11 protein-coding genes, 2 other RNA genes and 1 riboswitch are annotated in these 18,764 nt (G+C 65.8%); of the genes, 7 read left to right on the top strand and 6 right to left on the bottom strand.

Annotation, left to right across the window (positions count from 1 at the left end):
* Positions 1–12: 12 nt before the first annotated feature.
* Positions 13–831 (top strand): HDOD domain-containing protein, encoded by an 819-nt coding sequence (locus FHY19_RS11330; protein WP_259166141.1) that lies wholly within the window; start codon positions 13–15, stop codon positions 829–831.
* Positions 832–871: 40 nt separating this feature from the next.
* On the opposite strand, the gene FHY19_RS11325 is transcribed toward FHY19_RS11330, so the two are convergent.
* Entirely contained in the window at positions 872–1,333 is a 462-nt protein-coding gene (locus tag FHY19_RS11325; protein WP_259166140.1) for a DUF3757 domain-containing protein, read from the bottom strand.
* 412 nt (positions 1,334–1,745) lie between these two features.
* Here FHY19_RS11325 and FHY19_RS11320 point away from each other — a divergent pair, with 412 nt between their 5' ends.
* Both FHY19_RS11320 and FHY19_RS11315 read left to right on the top strand, forming a co-directional pair.
* Positions 1,746–3,716: an oligopeptide transporter, OPT family gene (locus tag FHY19_RS11320; protein ID WP_259153187.1), complete on the top strand. Its 1,971-nt coding sequence runs from the start codon at positions 1,746–1,748 to the stop codon at positions 3,714–3,716.
* A gap of 534 nt (positions 3,717–4,250) precedes the next feature.
* Positions 4,251–5,096: a transporter gene (locus FHY19_RS11315; protein WP_259166139.1), complete on the top strand. Its 846-nt coding sequence runs from the start codon at positions 4,251–4,253 to the stop codon at positions 5,094–5,096.
* 4 nt (positions 5,097–5,100) lie between these two features.
* Here FHY19_RS11315 and FHY19_RS11310 read toward each other — a convergent pair.
* Positions 5,101–5,176: non-coding RNA, sX9 sRNA (locus FHY19_RS11310), on the bottom strand.
* Positions 5,177–5,719: 543 nt separating this feature from the next.
* Between FHY19_RS11310 and FHY19_RS11305 the strand changes: the two genes are divergently transcribed.
* The 4 genes from FHY19_RS11305 (at position 5,720) to FHY19_RS11290 (ending at position 9,684) form a co-directional block, all read left to right on the top strand.
* A complete protein-coding gene (locus FHY19_RS11305) occupies positions 5,720–7,840 on the top strand; it encodes a S9 family peptidase (protein ID WP_259166138.1) in 2,121 nt (706 codons plus the stop codon).
* 203 nt (positions 7,841–8,043) lie between these two features.
* Positions 8,044–8,112, top strand: a non-coding RNA gene (locus tag FHY19_RS11300) — sX9 sRNA.
* Positions 8,113–8,338: 226 nt separating this feature from the next.
* On the top strand, positions 8,339–8,824 hold the full coding sequence (locus tag FHY19_RS11295) for a hypothetical protein (RefSeq protein WP_259166137.1): 486 nt from the start codon (positions 8,339–8,341) through the stop codon (positions 8,822–8,824).
* 134 nt (positions 8,825–8,958) lie between these two features.
* A complete protein-coding gene (locus FHY19_RS11290) occupies positions 8,959–9,684 on the top strand; it encodes an AraC family transcriptional regulator (protein ID WP_259166135.1) in 726 nt (241 codons plus the stop codon).
* A 450-nt stretch (positions 9,685–10,134) separates the two neighbouring features.
* Here FHY19_RS11290 and FHY19_RS11285 read toward each other — a convergent pair whose 3' ends face one another.
* From FHY19_RS11285 to gcvP, 4 genes are all read right to left on the bottom strand, one after another.
* Positions 10,135–12,240, bottom strand: coding sequence for a catalase (locus FHY19_RS11285; RefSeq protein ID WP_259166134.1), 2,106 nt, complete (start codon positions 12,238–12,240; stop codon positions 10,135–10,137).
* Positions 12,241–12,457: 217 nt separating this feature from the next.
* The gene (locus FHY19_RS11280) at positions 12,458–13,312 is read right to left on the bottom strand and encodes an aldo/keto reductase (RefSeq protein ID WP_259166133.1); all 855 of its coding nucleotides are present in this window, start codon (positions 13,310–13,312) and stop codon (positions 12,458–12,460) included.
* Between the two features lie 100 nt (positions 13,313–13,412).
* Complete coding sequence (locus tag FHY19_RS11275; RefSeq protein WP_259166132.1) at positions 13,413–15,083, bottom strand: carboxylesterase/lipase family protein; 1,671 nt, start codon at positions 15,081–15,083, stop codon at positions 13,413–13,415.
* Between the two features lie 376 nt (positions 15,084–15,459).
* Entirely contained in the window at positions 15,460–18,333 is a 2,874-nt protein-coding gene (gcvP, locus tag FHY19_RS11270; protein WP_259166130.1) for an aminomethyl-transferring glycine dehydrogenase, read from the bottom strand.
* An 89-nt stretch (positions 18,334–18,422) separates the two neighbouring features.
* Positions 18,423–18,537, bottom strand: a riboswitch (glycine riboswitch).
* Positions 18,538–18,764 lie beyond the last annotated feature (227 nt).

Below are 18,764 nucleotides of genomic sequence, written 5' to 3'. Positions count from 1 at the left end.
TGCGAGGCGATCATGAAGTTGGAGGCGTTGTTCGACCAGTTGCACACCTTGCCCACCGTGCCCAAGGTGGCGCAGGAACTGATTGCCCAGTTCGACAATCCCGATACCAACATCGATGTGTTGGCGCACACCATCGAGCGCGATCCGGTGATCGCTGCCAAGGTGCTGCGCCTGGCCAATTCGGCGCGTTTCCACGGCTTGCGCGATTCCACCAGCGTGGAAGACGCCGCAATGCGCCTGGGCTTCAACACGCTGCGCACCCTGGTGCTGGCCTCGGCCATGACCGGCGCCTTTCGCGCCGGCCCCGGCTTCGATCTGAAGTCCTTCTGGCGCCACAGTTTCGAGGTGGCCGGCATCTGCCGCCTGCTGGCGCGCCAGCACGGCCTGGATCCGGAAACCGCCTTCACCTGCGGCATGATGCACAACATCGGCGAGTTGCTGATCCAGTCCGGCGCGCCGGAGTATGCCGGCCGCATCAATCACGAGACCTCATCGGCCGGCCACGCCGCCGAGGAAACCCTGCAGCTGGGTTTCGGCTACCCGGAGGTGGGCGCCGAACTGGCGCGTCGTTGGCAGTTGCCTGCGGTGATCCAGCAGGCGATCGCCTTCCAGGTCCGCCCAGCCGCCGCTCCGGACGGTGCGCCGATGGCGCTGGTGGTTGCGCAGGCAGCCCAGGTGTCGGATGCATTGCATGCGCATGCCGGTGCCACGCCGGCCGCACTGGAAGCATTGCGCGGGCCGTTGATGGATAGCGTGGATCTGGATGCATTGTTCGCGGCGCTGCCGGACGTGATCGAAGCCGATCGCGCGTTTGCCGAGCTGCTGCACTGAGGATCGGCCCCGTCAGGGGCTGCGCACGCGCGCCGCTGCGTCATTCCAGGCGCAGCGGCTCGAACGTGCAGTCCTTGAGGCTGCGAGTACAAGCGTAGAACTGATCTTCTCCGGGTGCCGGTGGTTGATCGAGCAGCCAAACAGCGGGATGTTGGAGCGCGACGATCAGGTTGCGTGGCGTTTGTGGCGTTTGCTGGTCGAAGTAGGCCAGGTCGACATCCTCGCCGGTGGGCAACGTATAACTGCAATTGACCAGCACACCCGTGCTGGTCGCTGTATCGGACCGCTTGCCGTAGTACAGCACCGAGGACAGATGGCGCGGCTTGCCGGCGTTGGCTTGTGGCGTACTGGACCACTCGCCACGTCCGGAAGCCACTTCGATCCGCGCATGGGCACGGTAGCGGCCGTCCGCGTAACGCACCGCTGCAGGGGCGGGGCACCGCATGCCGTGCGCAGCAGGCTCGTTGCCGAATGCGCCGACGCTTGGCAGCGACAGCAGCATGCCGGCCAGCAGGGAAGCGCTCAATGGATGGTGCATTGTCGGGACCTCTCGGCACGCGGCTGCGTGCTGGTGCGGGTGGCGTGTCGATGGAGATCGGCCAGCGCAAACAGCATCGGCCGACTGTGGGGAGCGCGCTCCCGCTAGGGCGGGGCCTTAGAGCGAGGATGCCGATCGCCACGCTCCCGGCCGGCGTTCAAGGCGAATCGATGTCCACACCGGCGTACCGACTTGGCCTCGCTGCACCAGGCCAACGCATCGATGGCGTAGTCCGGAGCATGCCCGCTGCGCCTGTGCTCATGGATGGTGTTCCACCCGCCACAGTGGGCACACTGTCACGCCGCGGCGCAGCTGGACGGAAACCCGCCCAGGCGCTAGCGTGGTACGGATTTTTTGCCCACAGGGGGAATGCCCAATGAGCCACGACGCGCAACCGCGCCAGCTCACCTTCCGCGCCGTCGTGCTGGCCATCGTGCTGGCGGTGGTGCTTTCGGCCGCCAACGCTTACCTCGGCCTGTTCGCCGGTTTGACCATCGCCACCGCCATCCCGGCGGCAGTGGTGTCGATGGGCGTGCTGCGCCTGCTCGGCGGCGGCACCATCCTGGAGAACAACATCGTCCAGACCGGTGCCTCGGCCGGTTCGTCGATCGCGGCCGGGGTGATCTTCACCATCCCCGCGCTGGTGATCATGGGCTATTGGCCGGACTTCAAGTACTGGTGGGTGCTGGGCATCGCCGGCATGGGCGGGCTGCTCGGCGTGCTGTTCTCGGTGCCGCTGCGGCGCTCGATGATCGTGGAGGACCCTCTGCCGTTCCCCGAGGGCAAGGCTGCGGCCGAGGTGCTCAAGGCCGGCGAAAATCCCGGCCCGGGCCTGAAGATCCTGGCGGCCTCCGGCGCCATCGGCGCGCTGGTCAAGCTCGCCGCCGCCAGCGGCCTGCGCGTGATCCCGGACACCTGGGCGCAGGCCACCTACCTGGGCAGTAGCCGTCTGGTGGGCTATATCGGCACCAACCTGTCGCCGGCGCTGCTGGGCGTGGGCTATATCGTCGGCTTGAACGTCGGCATCGTGGTGTTGTCCGGTTCCATCCTGTCCTGGCACATCGCCATCCCGCTGTATCAGCAGTTCTTCATGGGCTCGGACCCGGCGCTGGCGCAGAGCCTGGCCGGTGCGCCGGCGGCCGATGCCGCGTTCGGTATCTGGGGTGCGAAGATTCGCTACCTGGGCGTCGGCGCGATGCTGATCGGCGGCGTGTGGACCTTGTTCTCGCTGCGCAAATCGCTGTTTTCCGGCGTCAAGAGCGGCTTTGCTGCCGCACGCAAGAGCGGTGGCGGCGTGGTCGCCGAGACCGAGCGCGACCTGCCGATGAAGTGGATGCTGGTGGCGCTGGTACTGTGCACCTTGCCGCTGCTGGGCCTGTATCAGGCCATCGTGCAGCAGTGGCACGTGTCGATCCCGATGACCATCATCATGATCGTGGCCGGCTTTCTGTTCGTGTCGGTGTCGGGCTATCTGGCCGGGCTGATCGGCTCGTCCAACAACCCGGTGTCGGGCATCACCATCTCCACCATCCTGTTCGCCTCGGCGGTGCTGGTGCTGTTGCTGGGCAAGGACGGTCTGGTGCCGGTCGGCATCGGCGCCGCACCGCTGGGCGCGGTGGCGGCGATCATGATCGGCGCGGTGGTGTGCTGCGCGGCCGCGGTGGGCGGCGACAACCTGCAGGATCTCAAGGCCGGTTATCTGGTCGGCGCCACGCCGTGGAAGCAGCAGCTGATGCTGGGCATCGGCGCGTTCTCGTGCGCGCTGATCATGGCGCCGGTGTTGAACCTGCTGGCCCAGGCCTACGGCATCGGCCCGGCCACCCCGCAGCACCCCAATTCGCTGGGCGCGCCGCAGGCCACCTTGATGGCCTCGGTGGCCAAGGGCCTGTTCGGCGGCCAGTTGCCGTGGACCATGATCGCCATCGGAGCGGTGGTGGGTGCTGCGATCATCGCGCTGGACGAATGGTTGAAGGCCACCGGCAAGCGCTTCCGCGTGCCGGTGCTGGCCGCGGCGATCGGTATCTACCTGCCGCTGGAGCTGATGGTGCCGATCTTCATCGGCGGCCTGATCGCGCATCTGGTCGAGCGCTTCCACAACATCCGCGCCGACGACGAAGACGGCCGCGATCGGGTGCATCGTCCGGGCGTGCTGTTTGCGGCCGGCCTGATCACCGGCGAGGCCTTGATGGGAATCGCCATCGCCGTGCCGATCGTGCTGTCCAGCCGCGCCGACGTGCTGGCGCTGCCGGCTGCCCTGCAGCTCAATCAGTGGGTTGGCCTGGCCATCCTCGCCGTGGTCGGCTGGCTGCTGTATCGCGTCGGCAAGCGTGGCGAACAGGCGGCCTGAGCCTGTTACAGACACGGCACATGCGATGCATGCGCCGTCCTGGCGGGCGCGCAAGGCGACCTGCCCGCAGCGCCTGCCGCTGCCCTCTGCAACCTAGCCACGCACCGCCGCGGCAGCCCCCTCGGCCGTCCACGATGGCGCTAGCTGGTCTGCAGCCAGCCTTTGCGCCGGCTTTATGCCAACTCCGGCGCGCATGCATAGCGCCTTTATGCCGCCGCTCCGTATCGTGCCGTCTCCCGCACGGATGATGCGTTACGGCTGCCGCATGCCTCGATCGACCCCGCTGATCTCCGCGCCGTAGGCCATCGCGCCGCCGCTGCTGCCTGGCAAAACTGTTAGCCCAATCACACTGCGTCTCTTCCGGCGCGCGGTTGCGGTCGCTTTTTGTCATACGAGCTCGACAGTTCGATAGGATCGACCGGACGCTGCCATTCCGGCGTCGTGCAGTCGATCCACCTCTCCACGTGCATTCCCCCTCACTCACTGCTGGTCTGTCGTGTCATCGATCCAGCGCTCTGCCATGGAGTTACTGCAATGCTGACTGTTAATCCCCGTTCCTCGTCCCGCGTACGGCGCACCCCTCTGCTGGCCATCGCCGTGGCCGGCGTGTTGTGCGGCCTGGCCACTCAAGCGCAGGCGCAAGACGCCACCGATGCGCCGCTGTGCACCGATCGGCCGACCAAGGCCAATTCCACCTGTACCGTGCCGACCGGCGCCTGGCAGCTGGAAACCGACATCGGCAGCTACACCCGCGACAGCCAGCCCGGCACGCGCATCGAAACCTCGGTGTTCACCAATCCCACGCTCAAGTACGGCGTCAGCGACCGCATCGATCTGCAGCTCAACTGGGCGCCGCAACTGCAGGTCAAGACCACCGATCGCGCCACCGGTGCACGCAGCAGCCTGAGTGGCGGCGGCGACATCTATCTGCGCATGAAGGCGCGCTTCTACGAAAGCGATACCGCTACCGTTGCGGTGCTGCCGTTCGTCAAGGCGCCGACCGCGCGCACCGGCCTGGGCAACGACGAATGGGAAGGCGGCGTCGCTCTGCCGATCAACTTCGCCTTGCCCAACAGCTTCTCGTTGACCTTCGGCCCGGAGGTCGACTGGCTGGCCGACAGCGATGGCAGCGGCAAGCACGTCGCGGTGATCAATGCGATCAACCTTGCGCGCCCGTTGACGCCGAAGCTGTCGATGGCGGTGGAAGTGTGGTCCTCGATCAATCGCGACCCCGCCGACACCATCGAGCAGTATTCGGCCGACATCGCCGCTGCGTATCTGATCAACCCGCTGTTGCAACTGGACGTGGGCGCCAACTTCGGCCTCAACGACCGCACCCCGGACGCGCAGGTGTATGTGGGCATGTCGCACCGCTTCTAGGAGTGGCCAACAAAACGTGGCGAGCGGTTTTCAGGTGGGTGTGGACAGCGCGGAGGAACCGGAGTGTACGAGTGGTACATGAGGGTTCCGAACACTGGCCACGCCCGTCTGGCGGTGAGCACAGTCGTGTTGTTGGCGGTTCTTCGCCGCAGGACGGGCCAGGGGCAGGGTGGGCTGCCGTCCATGCACACCCCGTCTCGTCGTGCATGGCCAAGGGTGCGAGGCGCCAGATCGACCGGCGTCTCGCAACGTCCGTCCGCGTCACGCCAGGCGCTGCCGATCGTCGCGCAAGGCTGCGGTGCCCTGCCGCAGGGGAAGCCTTTCTCGATGTAGCGACCGCCAGTGCGCCCACCGTGGCAATCACCTCTCCAACGCAGCGCGCAGGAGGCAAGCGGACCTGGGCGGCGTGACCGGCCTCGCTGCCCGCATGAACCATGCCGTCATGCGCGCCAGCCATTCGCGTTTGACGTCACCTGGCTTGGCGTCTGGTCGTCGCGCCCAGGCGCGCAATCCCATGCACGAGGCGATGCCCACGCGACCGCACAGGCAGACCCAAGCGCAAGCCTTTGCGCGTGCGCTGCAGCAACGCCTACCATCGGCGTTTTGCCGTTGCAGGAATCTCGATGAAGCTGCGTCACGCCGTGCTGCCTTTATGTCTGTTGGCCGCCTTGCCAACCCTTGCCGCTGCGCGCGGTTTCGATGTGCGCGACATGGTCGCGCTGGATCGGGTGTCCTCGCCCACGCTCAGCCCCGATGGCAGCGTGGTGCTGTTCGCCAAACGCCAGGCCAAGACCGCCAATGGCAAGCCGGCCACCAGCCTGTGGGTGCGCAATCTGCGCACTCGCGATCTGTCGCCCCCCAAGCGGCTCACCCCGGAAGGCTGGAACGTCAACAGCCCGGCGCTGTCGCCCGATGGCAAGACGGCGTACTTCCTCAGCAGCAAATCCGGCAGCCAGCAGCTGTACGCGCAACCGCTGGCCGGCGGCACCCCGCAGCAGCTCACCGCGTTTGCGGTGGACGTGGACAGCTACAAGCTTTCCCCGGACGGCAAGCGCATCGCCTTCAGTGCGGGCGTGTTTCAGGACTGCGGCTCGGACCTGGAGTGCACCAAGAAAAAGCTCGCCAGCGTAAAGAATGCCAAGGCCAGCGGCGTGGTGTACGACCAGCTGTTCGTGCGCCATTGGGACACCTGGAACGATGGCCGTCGCAACACCTTGTTCGTCTCCGAGCTGCCCGCAACCGGCGCCAAACCGGTGGTTGGTGCCTCGGCGATCAGCGCCACGTTGGCGGGCGATGCACCGTCCAAGCCGTTCGGCGGCAATGACGACTACACCTGGTCGCCCGATGGCAGCAGCGTGGTTGCCAGCGTGCGCATCCCGCAGCCGCATGGCCCGGAAGCGGGCAAGAACGCCAAGGCTGCCGCCAAGTCCACCGGCAACGACGAGCCGTGGCAGACCAACTTCGATCTATATCGCCTGGATGCCACCGGCAAGTCCGCGCCGGTCAATCTGACTGCCGCCAACCCGGCCTGGGACGCCGGCCCGGTGTTCAGTGCCGACGGCAAGACGCTGTACTACCGCGCGATGAAGCGCCCGGGTTTCGAGGCCGACCGTTTCGGCCTGATGGCGATGGATGTGGCCAGCGTCAAGACGCGCGAGATCGCGCCGAAGTGGGATCGCTCGGCCGGTGAAATCGTCCTTGCCGATGACGGCAGCAGCATCTACACCAGTGCCGATGACCTGGGCGAACATCCGCTGTTCAAGATCGACATCGCCAGCGGCGAAGCGACCAAGCTGGTGGGCGAGGGCAGCGTGCATGCACCGACGCTGGCCGGCAGCACGCTGGCGTTTACCCGCAACTCGCTCAAGAGCGGCGATCAGGTGTTCGTCAGCGATGTGCAGGGCCAGAACCTGCGCGCCATCACGCAGACTGCTGGCGAGCAACTGCCCGATGTGCAGTTCGGCGACTACGAGCAGTTCCAGTTCAAGGGCTGGAACAACAACACCGTGCACGGCTACGTGGTCAAGCCGTACAACTACCAGGAAGGCAAGACCTACCCGGTGGCGTTCCTGATCCATGGCGGGCCGCAGGGCAGCTTCGGCAACGGCTGGAGCAACCGCTGGAATCCGCAGACCTATGCCGGCCAGGGCTACGCGGTGGTGATGATCGACTTCCACGGCTCCACCGGCTACGGCCAGGACTTCACCGACGCAATCAGCCAGCATTGGGGCGACCGCCCGCTGGAAGACCTGCAGAAGGGCTGGACCGCCGCGCAGAAGCAGTACGGCTTCCTCAATGGCGACAAGGCCTGCGCGCTGGGTGCCAGCTACGGCGGCTACATGGTCTATTGGATGGCCGGCAACTGGAATCAGCCGTGGAAGTGCCTGGTCGACCACGACGGCGTGTTCGACAACCGCACCATGGGCTACGCCACCGAGGAGCTGTGGTTCAGCGAATGGGAAAACGGCGGCACGCCGTGGCAGAACCCGGCCGGCTACGAGAAGTTCAACCCGGTGCTGCACGTGGACAAGTGGAAGGTGCCGATGCTGGTCATCCACGGCCAGCAGGATTTCCGCATCCCGGTCGAACAGGGCCTGGCCGCGTTCACCGCGCTGCAGCGCAAGGGCATCGACTCCAAGTTCCTGTACTTCCCCGACGAGAACCACTGGGTGCTCAAGCCGGACAACAGCGTGCTGTGGCACGACACGGTCAATGCCTGGTTGAAACAGCATATCGGCCAGTAGTGCTTTAAAACACCGGCATGCCGCCTTACCGCGGCGTGCCGGTGTTTTTTTGTGTCGCGGTCAGTCGCCGCAACAGACGGGTGCCGCTGCCGATCGAAGACTCGGCAACTGCGTATTGCCCGGGAATGGCTGGTGTCGAATTAAAGCCGCTGATAAACCTGCTGTGCTACCGCCAGGTGGGCGCCGCCGGCGCAAGGGGCAGCATGTCCCACTCGTAAACGCCGGTTTCTCCGCGCCGTCCCCCGACAACTGCTCGCCACGTCTTGTTGGCTGCGGTTCGATGCTGGAAAGGCAGGTGGTTGCAGCGCTCGCTCAAGCAACACGGTGCTCCGCCGATAGGGTCGCAGTCGAGTGCGCTTGCGGCTCGCTGCTGGATAACCGGTGACAAAATGGCTGTTGAGCGCCTGCGGGCAGCATCGCCCTGTCGTCATGTCGGCGTGTCAAAATAGCGCTTCTTTAACTTTCCCCATCCCTGCCAGGATCGCAAGGGTCTTTTGTATGCGCACGTTCGTCCGCCCAGCCTTGCTTGGGCTTGCCCTCATCTTCAGCCCTGCCTGGAGCGCCGCACCGCGGCCTGCGGCGGCGGTGACTGCACGTGCGCCTGTGACTGCGGCGCCCGCCGTTGCCAACGCGACGGACGCCGACAACAGCGAGCTGCTGGTGCCGTTGCCGGCGACCCTCAAGCCAGGCATGAGCTATCGCGCATTTTCGCAGGCGATCGCCGCGCAGGGCTGGCAGCCGGTCGACCCGCTGGCGGCAGATAGCTGCATGGCCGCGGGCGACTGCGCAATCGAATTCGTAGCGCCTACTGCCGGTGCGCGTCTGCGCGTGCAGGTGGGCTCGCAATCGGGTGCGGCAGTGGTGCAGGCCTGGGCAGCGCGGCGGACGCCGGCCGATCGCATGGGCGCCACCAGTGCGTCCATCGACGCTCCGAAGGACGCCCCGGCTGCAGTCAGCGGCGCTGTGGCCGAACAGCCGCGCTGAGCGTCTGCCAGCGTAGCGACAGGCGCGGCGTATCATGCGGTTGCGCATCGGTGGTGCGTGCAGACGCCGGTGCGTCACTGCACCGTTGCGCCTCTCCTGGCCCCGAGTCCCTCGTACCGCATGAATCCTCCCGCATGAAGAGCATCGATCCTGCCGATCTGGAAGCGCTGTTCGATGCGGTGCCGGACGTGTTGTTCTTCGTCAAGGACCGCGAGGGTCGCTACACCCACGTCAACCAGACCATGTTGCGGCGCCTGGGCCTGAAGTCGCGCAAGGAATTGATCGGCAAGCGCGTTGCCGAGGTTTACCCGAGCGGACTGGGCGCAAACTACGCCAATCAGGACGAGCAGGTGCTGGCCGGTGAGGTGATCGACAACCTGCTGGAACTGCATCTGTTCGCCAATCGCGAGCCGGGCTGGTGCCTCACCTGTAAACGCCCGCTGCTGGTCGACGGCAAGGTGCAGGGCATCATCGGCATCTCGCGTGATCTGGGGCCGCAGGACGGGCACGAATCGCAGTACGAAAAACTGCGGCTGGCGCTGGCGTACCTCAACGCCAACTATGCGCAGAACGTGCGCATGCAGGCACTGGTGGAGATCACCGGTTTTTCGATGTCAAAGCTGCAACGCTCGTTCCGCAAGGTGTTCCAGCTCACGCCGCAGCAGGTGCTGGCCAAGTTGCGCCTGCAGATGGCCATGCATTTGCTGCATGGGAACAAGAGCCTGACCGAAATCGGCCATGCCTGCGGCTTCAGCGATCAAAGCGCGTTTGCCCGGCAGTTCAAGCAAGCGGTGGGCATGACGCCGCGCGAGTACCGCGCGCTGGCGAACGCTGCGCAGTTTCCTGCCGAACCGGCTTAGTGGGTCTGACAAGACGACTGCTCAGCAGCTGAGTTGGTCGAGCACGCGGTCCTCCTACTGTTTGCCGAGTACTGCGTGAATCCACCGAGATTCCGGGTTGCAGTCTCGGTTGGTAGATGCAGTCAAAAGTCTGGTTCGTTGAGTGTGCGGCGTGTCCCGCGATGGTGGGCGGGCAAGGGCCTTGCAGCCGAGTCGCAGCCTGCCGATCTATTGCCGACCTGGCCGCGCGCCGATACTCCAAAGACCGACCGCATAACGACGTAAAGAAAGCCGGGATTCCAAATCGCAGCGTCGTTTATCGGACGCGGCCAAAAGACTGGTTGAAGGCTGGCCGTTGTAGAGGATGCGTTGGTGTTCCGTTGAGGATGAATTGCTGCCCGCATAAACGACTTGGGCGCGGACGACGTAGAGTCGTTCGCGCCCAAGCCTGTGCAGCCTATGTGGATGCGATTACGCCAATATGCGCACCTTCGGTTCGCGTGCCCATTGGCGGGTCTTGGCTGCGGCGATGAAGGCCTTGGTGTCTGCAGCCGGGACGATACCGGCATCCTTGCCGACATTGCCTGCCTTGAGCAGCAGCTGCGCGCCATCGTCGAAGGCAATCGCCTTCAAATGCGCCCAGGCATTGCTGACGAAATCCAATGCCGCAGATTCGTTGGTCAGCAGTTTTGCCGCTTCCGACGACAGCAACACGGCCACCGCATCGAACACGATCGACGGTGTGCCGGCCAACTGGCCATCGGCGGCCAGCTGCTTGCCATCGCTGAGTTTGGCGCCGCCGAGTTTGGGTGCGACGATCTTCACCGTTGCGCCGGCTGCTTCGGCGGCCTTGCGCACGGCCTTGATCGCCGCGGCATCCGATCCGTCGTGGATCAGGATGCCCACGGTGCGCCCCTGCAAGGTGTCTTTCATCTTGCCGATCAATTGCAGCGCAGGCGACAGCGGCATGTCGGTGGGCGCAACCGCTGCAGGAGGTGCGGGCGGCAGCTTGGTCATCCCCATGCCGTCGGCCACGCGCTGTGCCAATGCGGGGTCGACATGACGCAGATGACCCACGATGGCTTCGCGCACGTGCGCGGTTTCGACCTTGGACAGTTCAAACACCAGCGCCGACGCCATATGCGCCTGCTCCGGTGCCGTCTGGCTGCGATAGAACAGCCGTGCCTGGCTGTAGTGGTCGGCAAAACTCTCTGCGCGCACGCGGCCCTTCGCGCCATCTTCCGCAGGCGTGGCATGGCTGGGGAATCCACGCAGCGCCTCACGCGGCGCATCGGCCTGCAGCGAACTCGGCTCGTAGGCAACGCGTCCCTTCGGTACACCCATCTGCATATGCCCATCGCGCTGGTTGTTGGCGAACGGACACTTGGGTGCATTGATCGGGATCTGATGGAAATTCGGCCCGCCCAGACGGCTCAGCTGCGTATCCAGGTACGAGAACAAACGGCCCTGCAGCAGGGGGTCGTTGCTGAAATCGATGCCGGGAACGATGTTGGCCGGGCAATAGGCCACCTGCTCGGTCTCGGCAAAGAAGTTGTCCGGCCAGCGGTCCAGCACCATGCGGCCGACGATCTGCAGCGGCACCAGTTCCTCGGGAATGACCTTGGTCGAATCCAGATGGTCGAACGGGAATGCCTCGGCTTCGGCCTCGGTGAACAGCTGTACGCCAAGTTCCCACTCCGGGAAGTCGCCGTTTTGAATCGACTCGAACAGATCGCGTCGCTGAAAGTCGGGATCGGCGCCGGCCAGCTTCACTGCTTCGTCCCAGATGGTCGACTGCAGGCCCAGCTTGGGGCGCCAATGGAACTTGACGAAGGTGCTCTCGCCGGCTTCGTTGAGGAAGCGGAAGCTGTGGATGCCAAAGCCTTCGATCATGCGCAGCGAGCGCGGGATGGTGCGGTCGCTCATCGCCCACATGATCATGTGCATCGATTCGGGGGTGAGCGAGATGAAATCCCAGAACGTGTCATGCGCGCTGGCTGCCTGCGGGAAGCCGCGGTCCGGTTCCATCTTCACTGCATGGATCAGGTCCGGGAACTTCATCGAATCCTGGATGAAGAACACCGGGATGTTGTTGCCCACCAGATCCCAGTTGCCTTCCTTGGTATAGAACTTGACCGCGAACCCGCGCACGTCGCGCGGCGTGTCCACCGAGCCGGCGCCACCGGCAACGGTGGAAAAACGCGTGAACAACGGCGTCTTTTCGCCAACCTCGGTAAAGATCTTGGCGGTGGTGTACTGGCTCAGCGACTTGGTCAGCTCGAAATAGCCGTGCGCCGCGCTGCCGCGTGCATGCACGATGCGCTCGGGAATGCGCTCGTGATCGAAGTGGGTGATCTTCTCGCGCAGGATGAAGTCTTCCAGCAACGTCGGCCCGCGTGGTGTGGCGCGCAGCGAATTCTGGTTGTCGCCAACCGGAATGCCCTGGTTGGTGGTCAACTGCGGATGCGAGCCGCCGGCTTTCTGATGCAGTTCGTCGCCGGTGCCGCGCAACTCGTGCGCGTTGGCGGAACTACCGACAGAAGGAACCTGTGCGGATTTGCTTGGGGATCTGGCCATGGGGGACTCCACGTTGGCGGGCTTGAGGATGCGGGCTATCCAACCGAGCCTGGGAGTGGCGCTGTTAAACGGATGTGTCTACATGCGAGCAAACACTCACACGCGCACGCTATGCATGGCCAAGCGTGCGCGACCGCGCGTTGTGCAGTGCCAGGCGGGCCACGTGCGTGATGCGAACGCCGCCACATCCACGCGATGCACGACCCAGCGTGCGGATCTACAACAGATCCAGCGGCTGTTTGCGCGTGGGTGGCGGGAACGCGCTATCCAGGGCGGCAAGATCCTGCGCATCCAGCTGCAAGGTGCACGCCGCGGCGTTTTCACGCACATGCGCGGGCGTGCCCGATTCGGGGATGGCGATCACCTGGCCGCTGCGGATCGCCCACGCCAATGCCACTGCGGTGGCTGCCACGCCACGTCGTGCGCCGATGGCATGCAGCACCGGATGACCGAGCAAGGCGCGGCTACCCAGCGGCGAGTACGCCATGACCGTCACCTCATGGTCGGCGCACCACGGCAGCAGATCGAATTCGATCCCGCGGCTGCCGGCGTGATACAGCACTTGATTGACCAGGCAGCGCTGTCCGCCATCGATGCGCCACAGATCCTGCATATCGTCCACATCGAAATTCGACACGCCCCAATCGCGGATCTTGCCGGCGTCGCGCAAGGCTTCAAACGCCGCGACCACCTCGGCAAGATCGCTGCCGCCGCGCCAGTGCAGCAGGTACAGATCCAGCGTACGTACGCCAAGCCGCTGCAGGCTGGCTTCGCAGGCGCGTGCGATGCCGCGCGCGCTCGCATTGCCCGGCAGCACCTTGGACACCAGATACGGTGCCTGTGCGCTGTCGATGGCCTGGCCGATCAACTGCTCGGAACGGCCGTTGCCGTACATCTCGGCGGTGTCGATCAAGCGCATGCCAAGCTGCTGGCCGGTCCGCAACGCCTCGATCTCCTGTTGTGGCGGATGCCGGCCCTGGCCCAGATTCCACGAGCCCAGGCCAAGTGCAGGGACACGACGCCCGGTGCGCAGCAGCACCTCGGGGCAGGGGGATGAGATGGATGTGGACATGGAACACTCCCGTAACGTTGGTTGCAGGCAACTGAGCGACGCCGACACTGCGACACCCGCATCTGCGTCGCCGACGCATTTCGCTGCGGCGACGAGACCCTCATCGTTGACCATCGCCTGTGAGGTCCGGCTGATGCTGTTGCATACGCGACGGTAGCGGGAGTGCAGCAGCCTGTGCATGTGCATCCCAGAACGCGCAGCGGTGCCGCTGTACGAAGTCGGGTGTGGTGCCGATCCTGCGCGGGGACAGTGTCAACGGCATGTCGCCCTCCAGGCGCGGCCACAGCGGTCGTCCGCCACCGTTGGGATCGCCAGTGCGGGCGAACGCACCCCAATAGTCCTGGAACGTGTTGGAAAACGCCTGTTGCGCGGCACTGAACTGCGGGTCGCCACTGAGCACCCAGGGGCGCTGGAACAGGTACACCAGCTCGGAGGCGTGATACGCGCCCAATGGGCGCGAGAACGGCAGGCGCCACAGGCCGTATGGCGCCTGTGGGTCGTCGAACTCATACGCATACACCGCCACATGCGTGCGCAACGCTTGCCCGAGGCGCCGCGTGGGGCAGGCGAAGCCGCCGTCGGTGACGATGTCGGCAAAGGCCTCCCAGCGCGATTGCGCCGCGACATCCGCATAGTGCGCCATGATCGGCGCCGGTGCCGCATACATGCGCTGGATGCGCGCCTCATAGCCGCTGCGCAGCGTCAGCTTGCCGATGTAGGACAGCAGTTGGGCGAACAGACGCCCCTCATCGCGGTTGTTGCCGAGCAGTACCGGGACCTGCACATGCTGCGCACCGGCAATCGCCTCGGCGGGCGCCAGCGGCAGCACATCGCCGCCTGCCATCGGCGCCCAGGCGTCGCTGCCGGTCAGGCCGCGGCGTTGCGGTGTTGCATCGGCCAATGCGTCGGCAGGAAGCCCGCGCAGGCAGGCTGCAGCATCTGTGTCATCTGTGCATCCCAGCGCGTGCGCCATGCGGGTGCCGCCGCTTTCGGCCTGCTGGCGTGCCACGCTCGAATCGGCGGCCAGGCAGCTGCCGCTCTGCAGGATCGCGCGCTGAAACAGGCCGCGCGCGCCCGGCGAGGCGAGCTGGTAACAGATGCTCCATGCGCCGGCGGATTCACCGAAGACGGTGACGTTGTGCGGGTCGCCTCCGAAGGCGGCGATATTGCGTTGCACCCAGCGCAATGCGGCCTGTTGATCGAGCAATGCATATGCCCCTTCGCCTTCTTCGCGCAGACCCGGATGCGCGAAGAATCCGAAGACCCCCAGCCGGTAGTTGGGCGCCACCACGATGACGTCCTGCCGCGCCGCCAGTGCACTCAGGTCGTAGTCGACATTGCTGCCCAGCTCCAGCGCGCCGCCGTAGATCCACACCATCACTGCGCGCGGATGTGCCGGCGCCGGGCCGGGCGGGGCGTAGATGTTCAAGGTGAGGCAGTCTTCGGAGAGGTTCTTTTGCCCGAAGCGATAGCGCGACAGGCAGGCTGGTCCGGCTTGTGTTGCCTCGCGTACATCCTTCCAGGCCGTTGCCGGCTGCGGCGCGCGAAAGCGCAACGCGCCCACCGGCGGCGCGGCGAACGGCACGCCCAGAAATGCCTTGCCTTGTGCGCTGGCCGCACCGCGCACCACGCCCGCATCGGTGCGCACCAGCTCGGCACGCGCATCGGGCGCATGCACCAGTGCCGGCACTTCGCCGGGGCGGCGCGGTGCGCAGCCGATCAGCAGGCCGGTTGCCAACAGCAAGGTGCCGAGATGTTTCAGTGCAGGCATGTGCAGGGATCTGCCATGTGGGGAGGGCGTTGGCCATCATGCCCATCGCACGTGTAGGCGAGGCAAACGCACGCGCCGTGCGTGCGCGGCATGCGTTGGGAGCCGCGTTCTGCGATGGCTCTGAAACAAGCCAGTGCAGGCGCACACCCTCTGCAAATGCGATGTCGATACATGCTGGCCGCTGCAGCGGCGGTTCTGGTAGCGACCGTGTCGCTGCCAGCATGTCGCTGCAGCGCGTTCGGTGGTGGTGCTGCCACCGGCGTTCGGTGGCCGTCGATGTCGCCCTCTCGCGACTGTGGCTCGCATCGCATGACGCAACAAAAAACCCGGCTGTCTCACCAGCCGGGTTCGATGGTGACCGTCTCTGGTCTGTCAGTCAGGCCTCGGCGTCTTCCTTGTACGCATCCACCGGGATGCAGGCGCACATCACGTTCTTGTCGCCGTAGACGTTGTCCACGCGTGCCACCGGCGGCCAGTACTTCTGCTGCTTCAGGCTGGGCAGCGGGAAGGCGGCCAGTTCGCGCGGGTAGGCGTGGGTCCACTCGCTGGCCGACACCTGCGTGGCGGTATGCGGGGCGTGCTTGAGCGGGTTGTCGTCGCGGTCCAGACGGCCGTCTTCGATGGCGCGGATTTCCTCGCGGATCTGGATCATCGCGTCGATGAAGCGGTCCAGCTCGTGCTGCGATTCGCTTTCGGTCGGTTCCACCATCAAGGTGCCGGCGACCGGGAAGCTCAACGTCGGTGCGTGGAAACCGAAGTCGATCAGGCGCTTGGCGACATCTTCGGCGCCGATGCCGCTGGTCTTCTCCAGCGGGCGGATGTCGAGGATGCACTCGTGCGCCACCAGGCCGTTGCGGCCGGTGTACAGCGTCTTGTAGTGCGGCGCCAGGCGCTTGGCGATGTAGTTGGCGTTGAGCAGGGCCACCTGGGTCGCCTTGCGCAGGCCGGCGCTGCCCATCATGGTCACGTACATCCAGCTGATCGGCAGGATCGAGGCCGAGCCGTAGCTGGCCGCGCTGACCATGCCGACGTCGCCTTCGCCGCCCAGCGTGCGCGGTAAAAACGGCGCCAGGTGCGACTTCACCGCGCACGGGCCCACGCCCGGGCCACCGCCGCCATGCGGAATGCAGAAGGTCTTGTGCAGGTTCAGATGCGACACGTCCGAGCCCCACTTGCCGGGCTTGGCCACGCCGACCAGGGCATTCATGTTGGCGCCGTCGGTGTAGACCTGGCCGCCATGCGCATGCACGGCTTCGCAGATCGCCACCACGTCCTCTTCGAACACGCCGTGCGTGGACGGGTAGGTGATCATCAACGCGGCCAGACGCTCTGAGTACTTCTCTGCCTTGGCGCGGATGTCGTCCACGTCCACGTTGCCGTTGGCATCGCACTTGGTCACGACCACGGTCATGCCGCACATCTGCGCCGAGGCCGGATTGGTGCCGTGCGCCGATTCGGGAATCAGGCAGATATCGCGGTGCGCCTCACCGCGCGAGCGGTGATAGGCGCGGATCGCCAGCAGGCCGGCGTATTCGCCCTGCGCGCCGGAGTTGGGCTGCAGGCTCACCGCGTCGTAGCCGGTGCATTCGACCAGCATCGCTTCCAGCTCGTCGATCAACTGCGCGTAACCGGCCGACTGCTCGGCCGGCGCCAGCGGATGGATCGCGCCGAATTCCGGCCAGGTCACCGGGATCATTTCGGCAGTGGCGTTGAGCTTCATCGTGCAGCTTCCCAGCGGGATCATGGTGCGATCCATCGCCAGGTCCTTGTCGGCCAGCGAGCGCATGTAGCGCAGCAGTTCGTGTTCGCTGTGGTGGGTGTTGAACACCGGATGGGTCAGGAACGCGCTGCTGCGCAGCAGGCCTTGCGGCAATGCGTCGGCGGTGGCGGCATCGAGCGCGTCCACATCCGCCTGCGCGCCGAACAGCGCGGCCAGTGCGACCACGTCGGCGCGCGTGCTGGTTTCATCCAGGCTGATGCCGACCGCTTCGCTGTCGATCGCGCGCAGGTTGATGCCGGCCGCACGTGCTTTGGCGTGGATGGCATCGGCATCGACCGCCTTGACGTGCAAGGTGTCGAAGAAACGCTCGCCCACAGTGACGCCGGCGCCGCGTAGCGCGGCGGCTAGGATCGCGGCAAGACGATGGGTACGCCGCGCGATGCGGGTCAGGCCCCCGGGGCCGTGGTAGACCGCGTACATCGAGGCCATCACCGCCAGCAGCACCTGCGCGGTGCAGATGTTGGAGGTGGCCTTCTCGCGGCGGATATGTTGTTCGCGCGTCTGCAGGGTGAGGCGATAGGCCGGGTTGCCGGCGGCATCGATCGACACGCCGATCAGCCGGCCCGGCATCGAGCGCTTGTAGGCATCGCGGCAGGCCATGAAGGCCGCATGCGGGCCGCCGAAACCGAACGGCACGCCGAAGCGCTGCGAATTGCCGACCACGATGTCCGCGCCCCATTCGCCGGGTGCGGCGATCAGGGTCAGCGCCAGCAGGTCGGTCGCGACCGCGACCAGCCCGCCTTGCGCGTGCACCGCATCGGCCAGCGCGGCGTGATCGCCGATGTGTCCGAAGCTGTCCGGGTACTGCAGCAGCACGCCGAAGCACTCGGCCTGCAGCGCTTCCTCCGGCGTGCCGACGCGCAGCACGATGCCCAGCGGCTCGGCGCGGGTGCGCAGCAGTTCCAGCGTTTGCGGGTGCACCGCGTCGTGCACGAAGAAGGTCTCCGACTTCGACTTGGCCGAGCGCTTGGCCAGCGTCATCGCTTCGGCCGCGGCAGTGGCTTCGTCCAGCAGCGAGGCGTTGGCGATCTGCATGCCGGTGAGGTCGGCGCACAGGGTCTGGAAGTTGATCAGCGCTTCCATGCGGCCCTGCGAAATTTCCGCCTGGTACGGCGTATACGCGGTGTACCACGCCGGGTTTTCCAGGATGTTGCGCAGAATCACCTTGGGCGTATGCGTGCCGTAGTAGCCCTGGCCGATAAACGTCCGCTGCACCTGGTTCTTGCTGGCGATGGCGCGGATCTTGGCCAGCGCCTCTTCTTCGGTGATCGCCTCGGGCAGCGCCAGCGCCTCAGGCGACTTGATGTTGCCGGGCACGATGGCGTCGGTCAGCGCATCCAGCGAGGCGTGGCCGACCACGCCCAGCATCTGTGCGATTTCTACGTCGTTGGGGCCGATATGGCGTTCGACGAACGCACTGTGGTGTTCGAGGTCGCGCAGGGAAGACGTGGTCTGGGACATGGCGGGCATCCGGGGCAGGGGGCAGACGAATGGTCGACAGCCACCGAACCGGGGTGACGCGCGCAGCGCATCACCTCCTGTCGCAGCGACAGTCTTCCTCGCGCCCCTCTGTCCTTTTGCCTGAGAGTTTAAGAATGCGGCATGGCGCTGGGCCTGCCTGCGTTCCGTGCCCCTTCGGCGCCGGCATCGGCCGGTCTCTCCAGAGTTGTACTGCGGATGGTATCGGGCCTGAGCGATTACGGGCTGTTGCGCCTTCGGCAGCGGCAGTGCCGCTTCTCCCACCGTGTTGCCGGGGCGATTATAGCGTGGGTGCATGCCGCCGGCGCATCCAGCGGGCCAGGCCTGCGCAGGCTGCCGCACTTGCGTTCGCTTAACCTTGCAACGGCGAGCGCCTATCATCGACGCCCTTGTGCCCATCCCGACACTGGCCCCAGGCCAGC

Origin of the sequence: Xanthomonas sp. 4461, from assembly GCF_024806475.1 — a bacterium.
Classification (GTDB): Bacteria; Pseudomonadota; Gammaproteobacteria; order Xanthomonadales; family Xanthomonadaceae; genus Xanthomonas; species Xanthomonas arboricola_F.
This window is presented reverse-complemented; position numbering and strand designations above follow the sequence as displayed.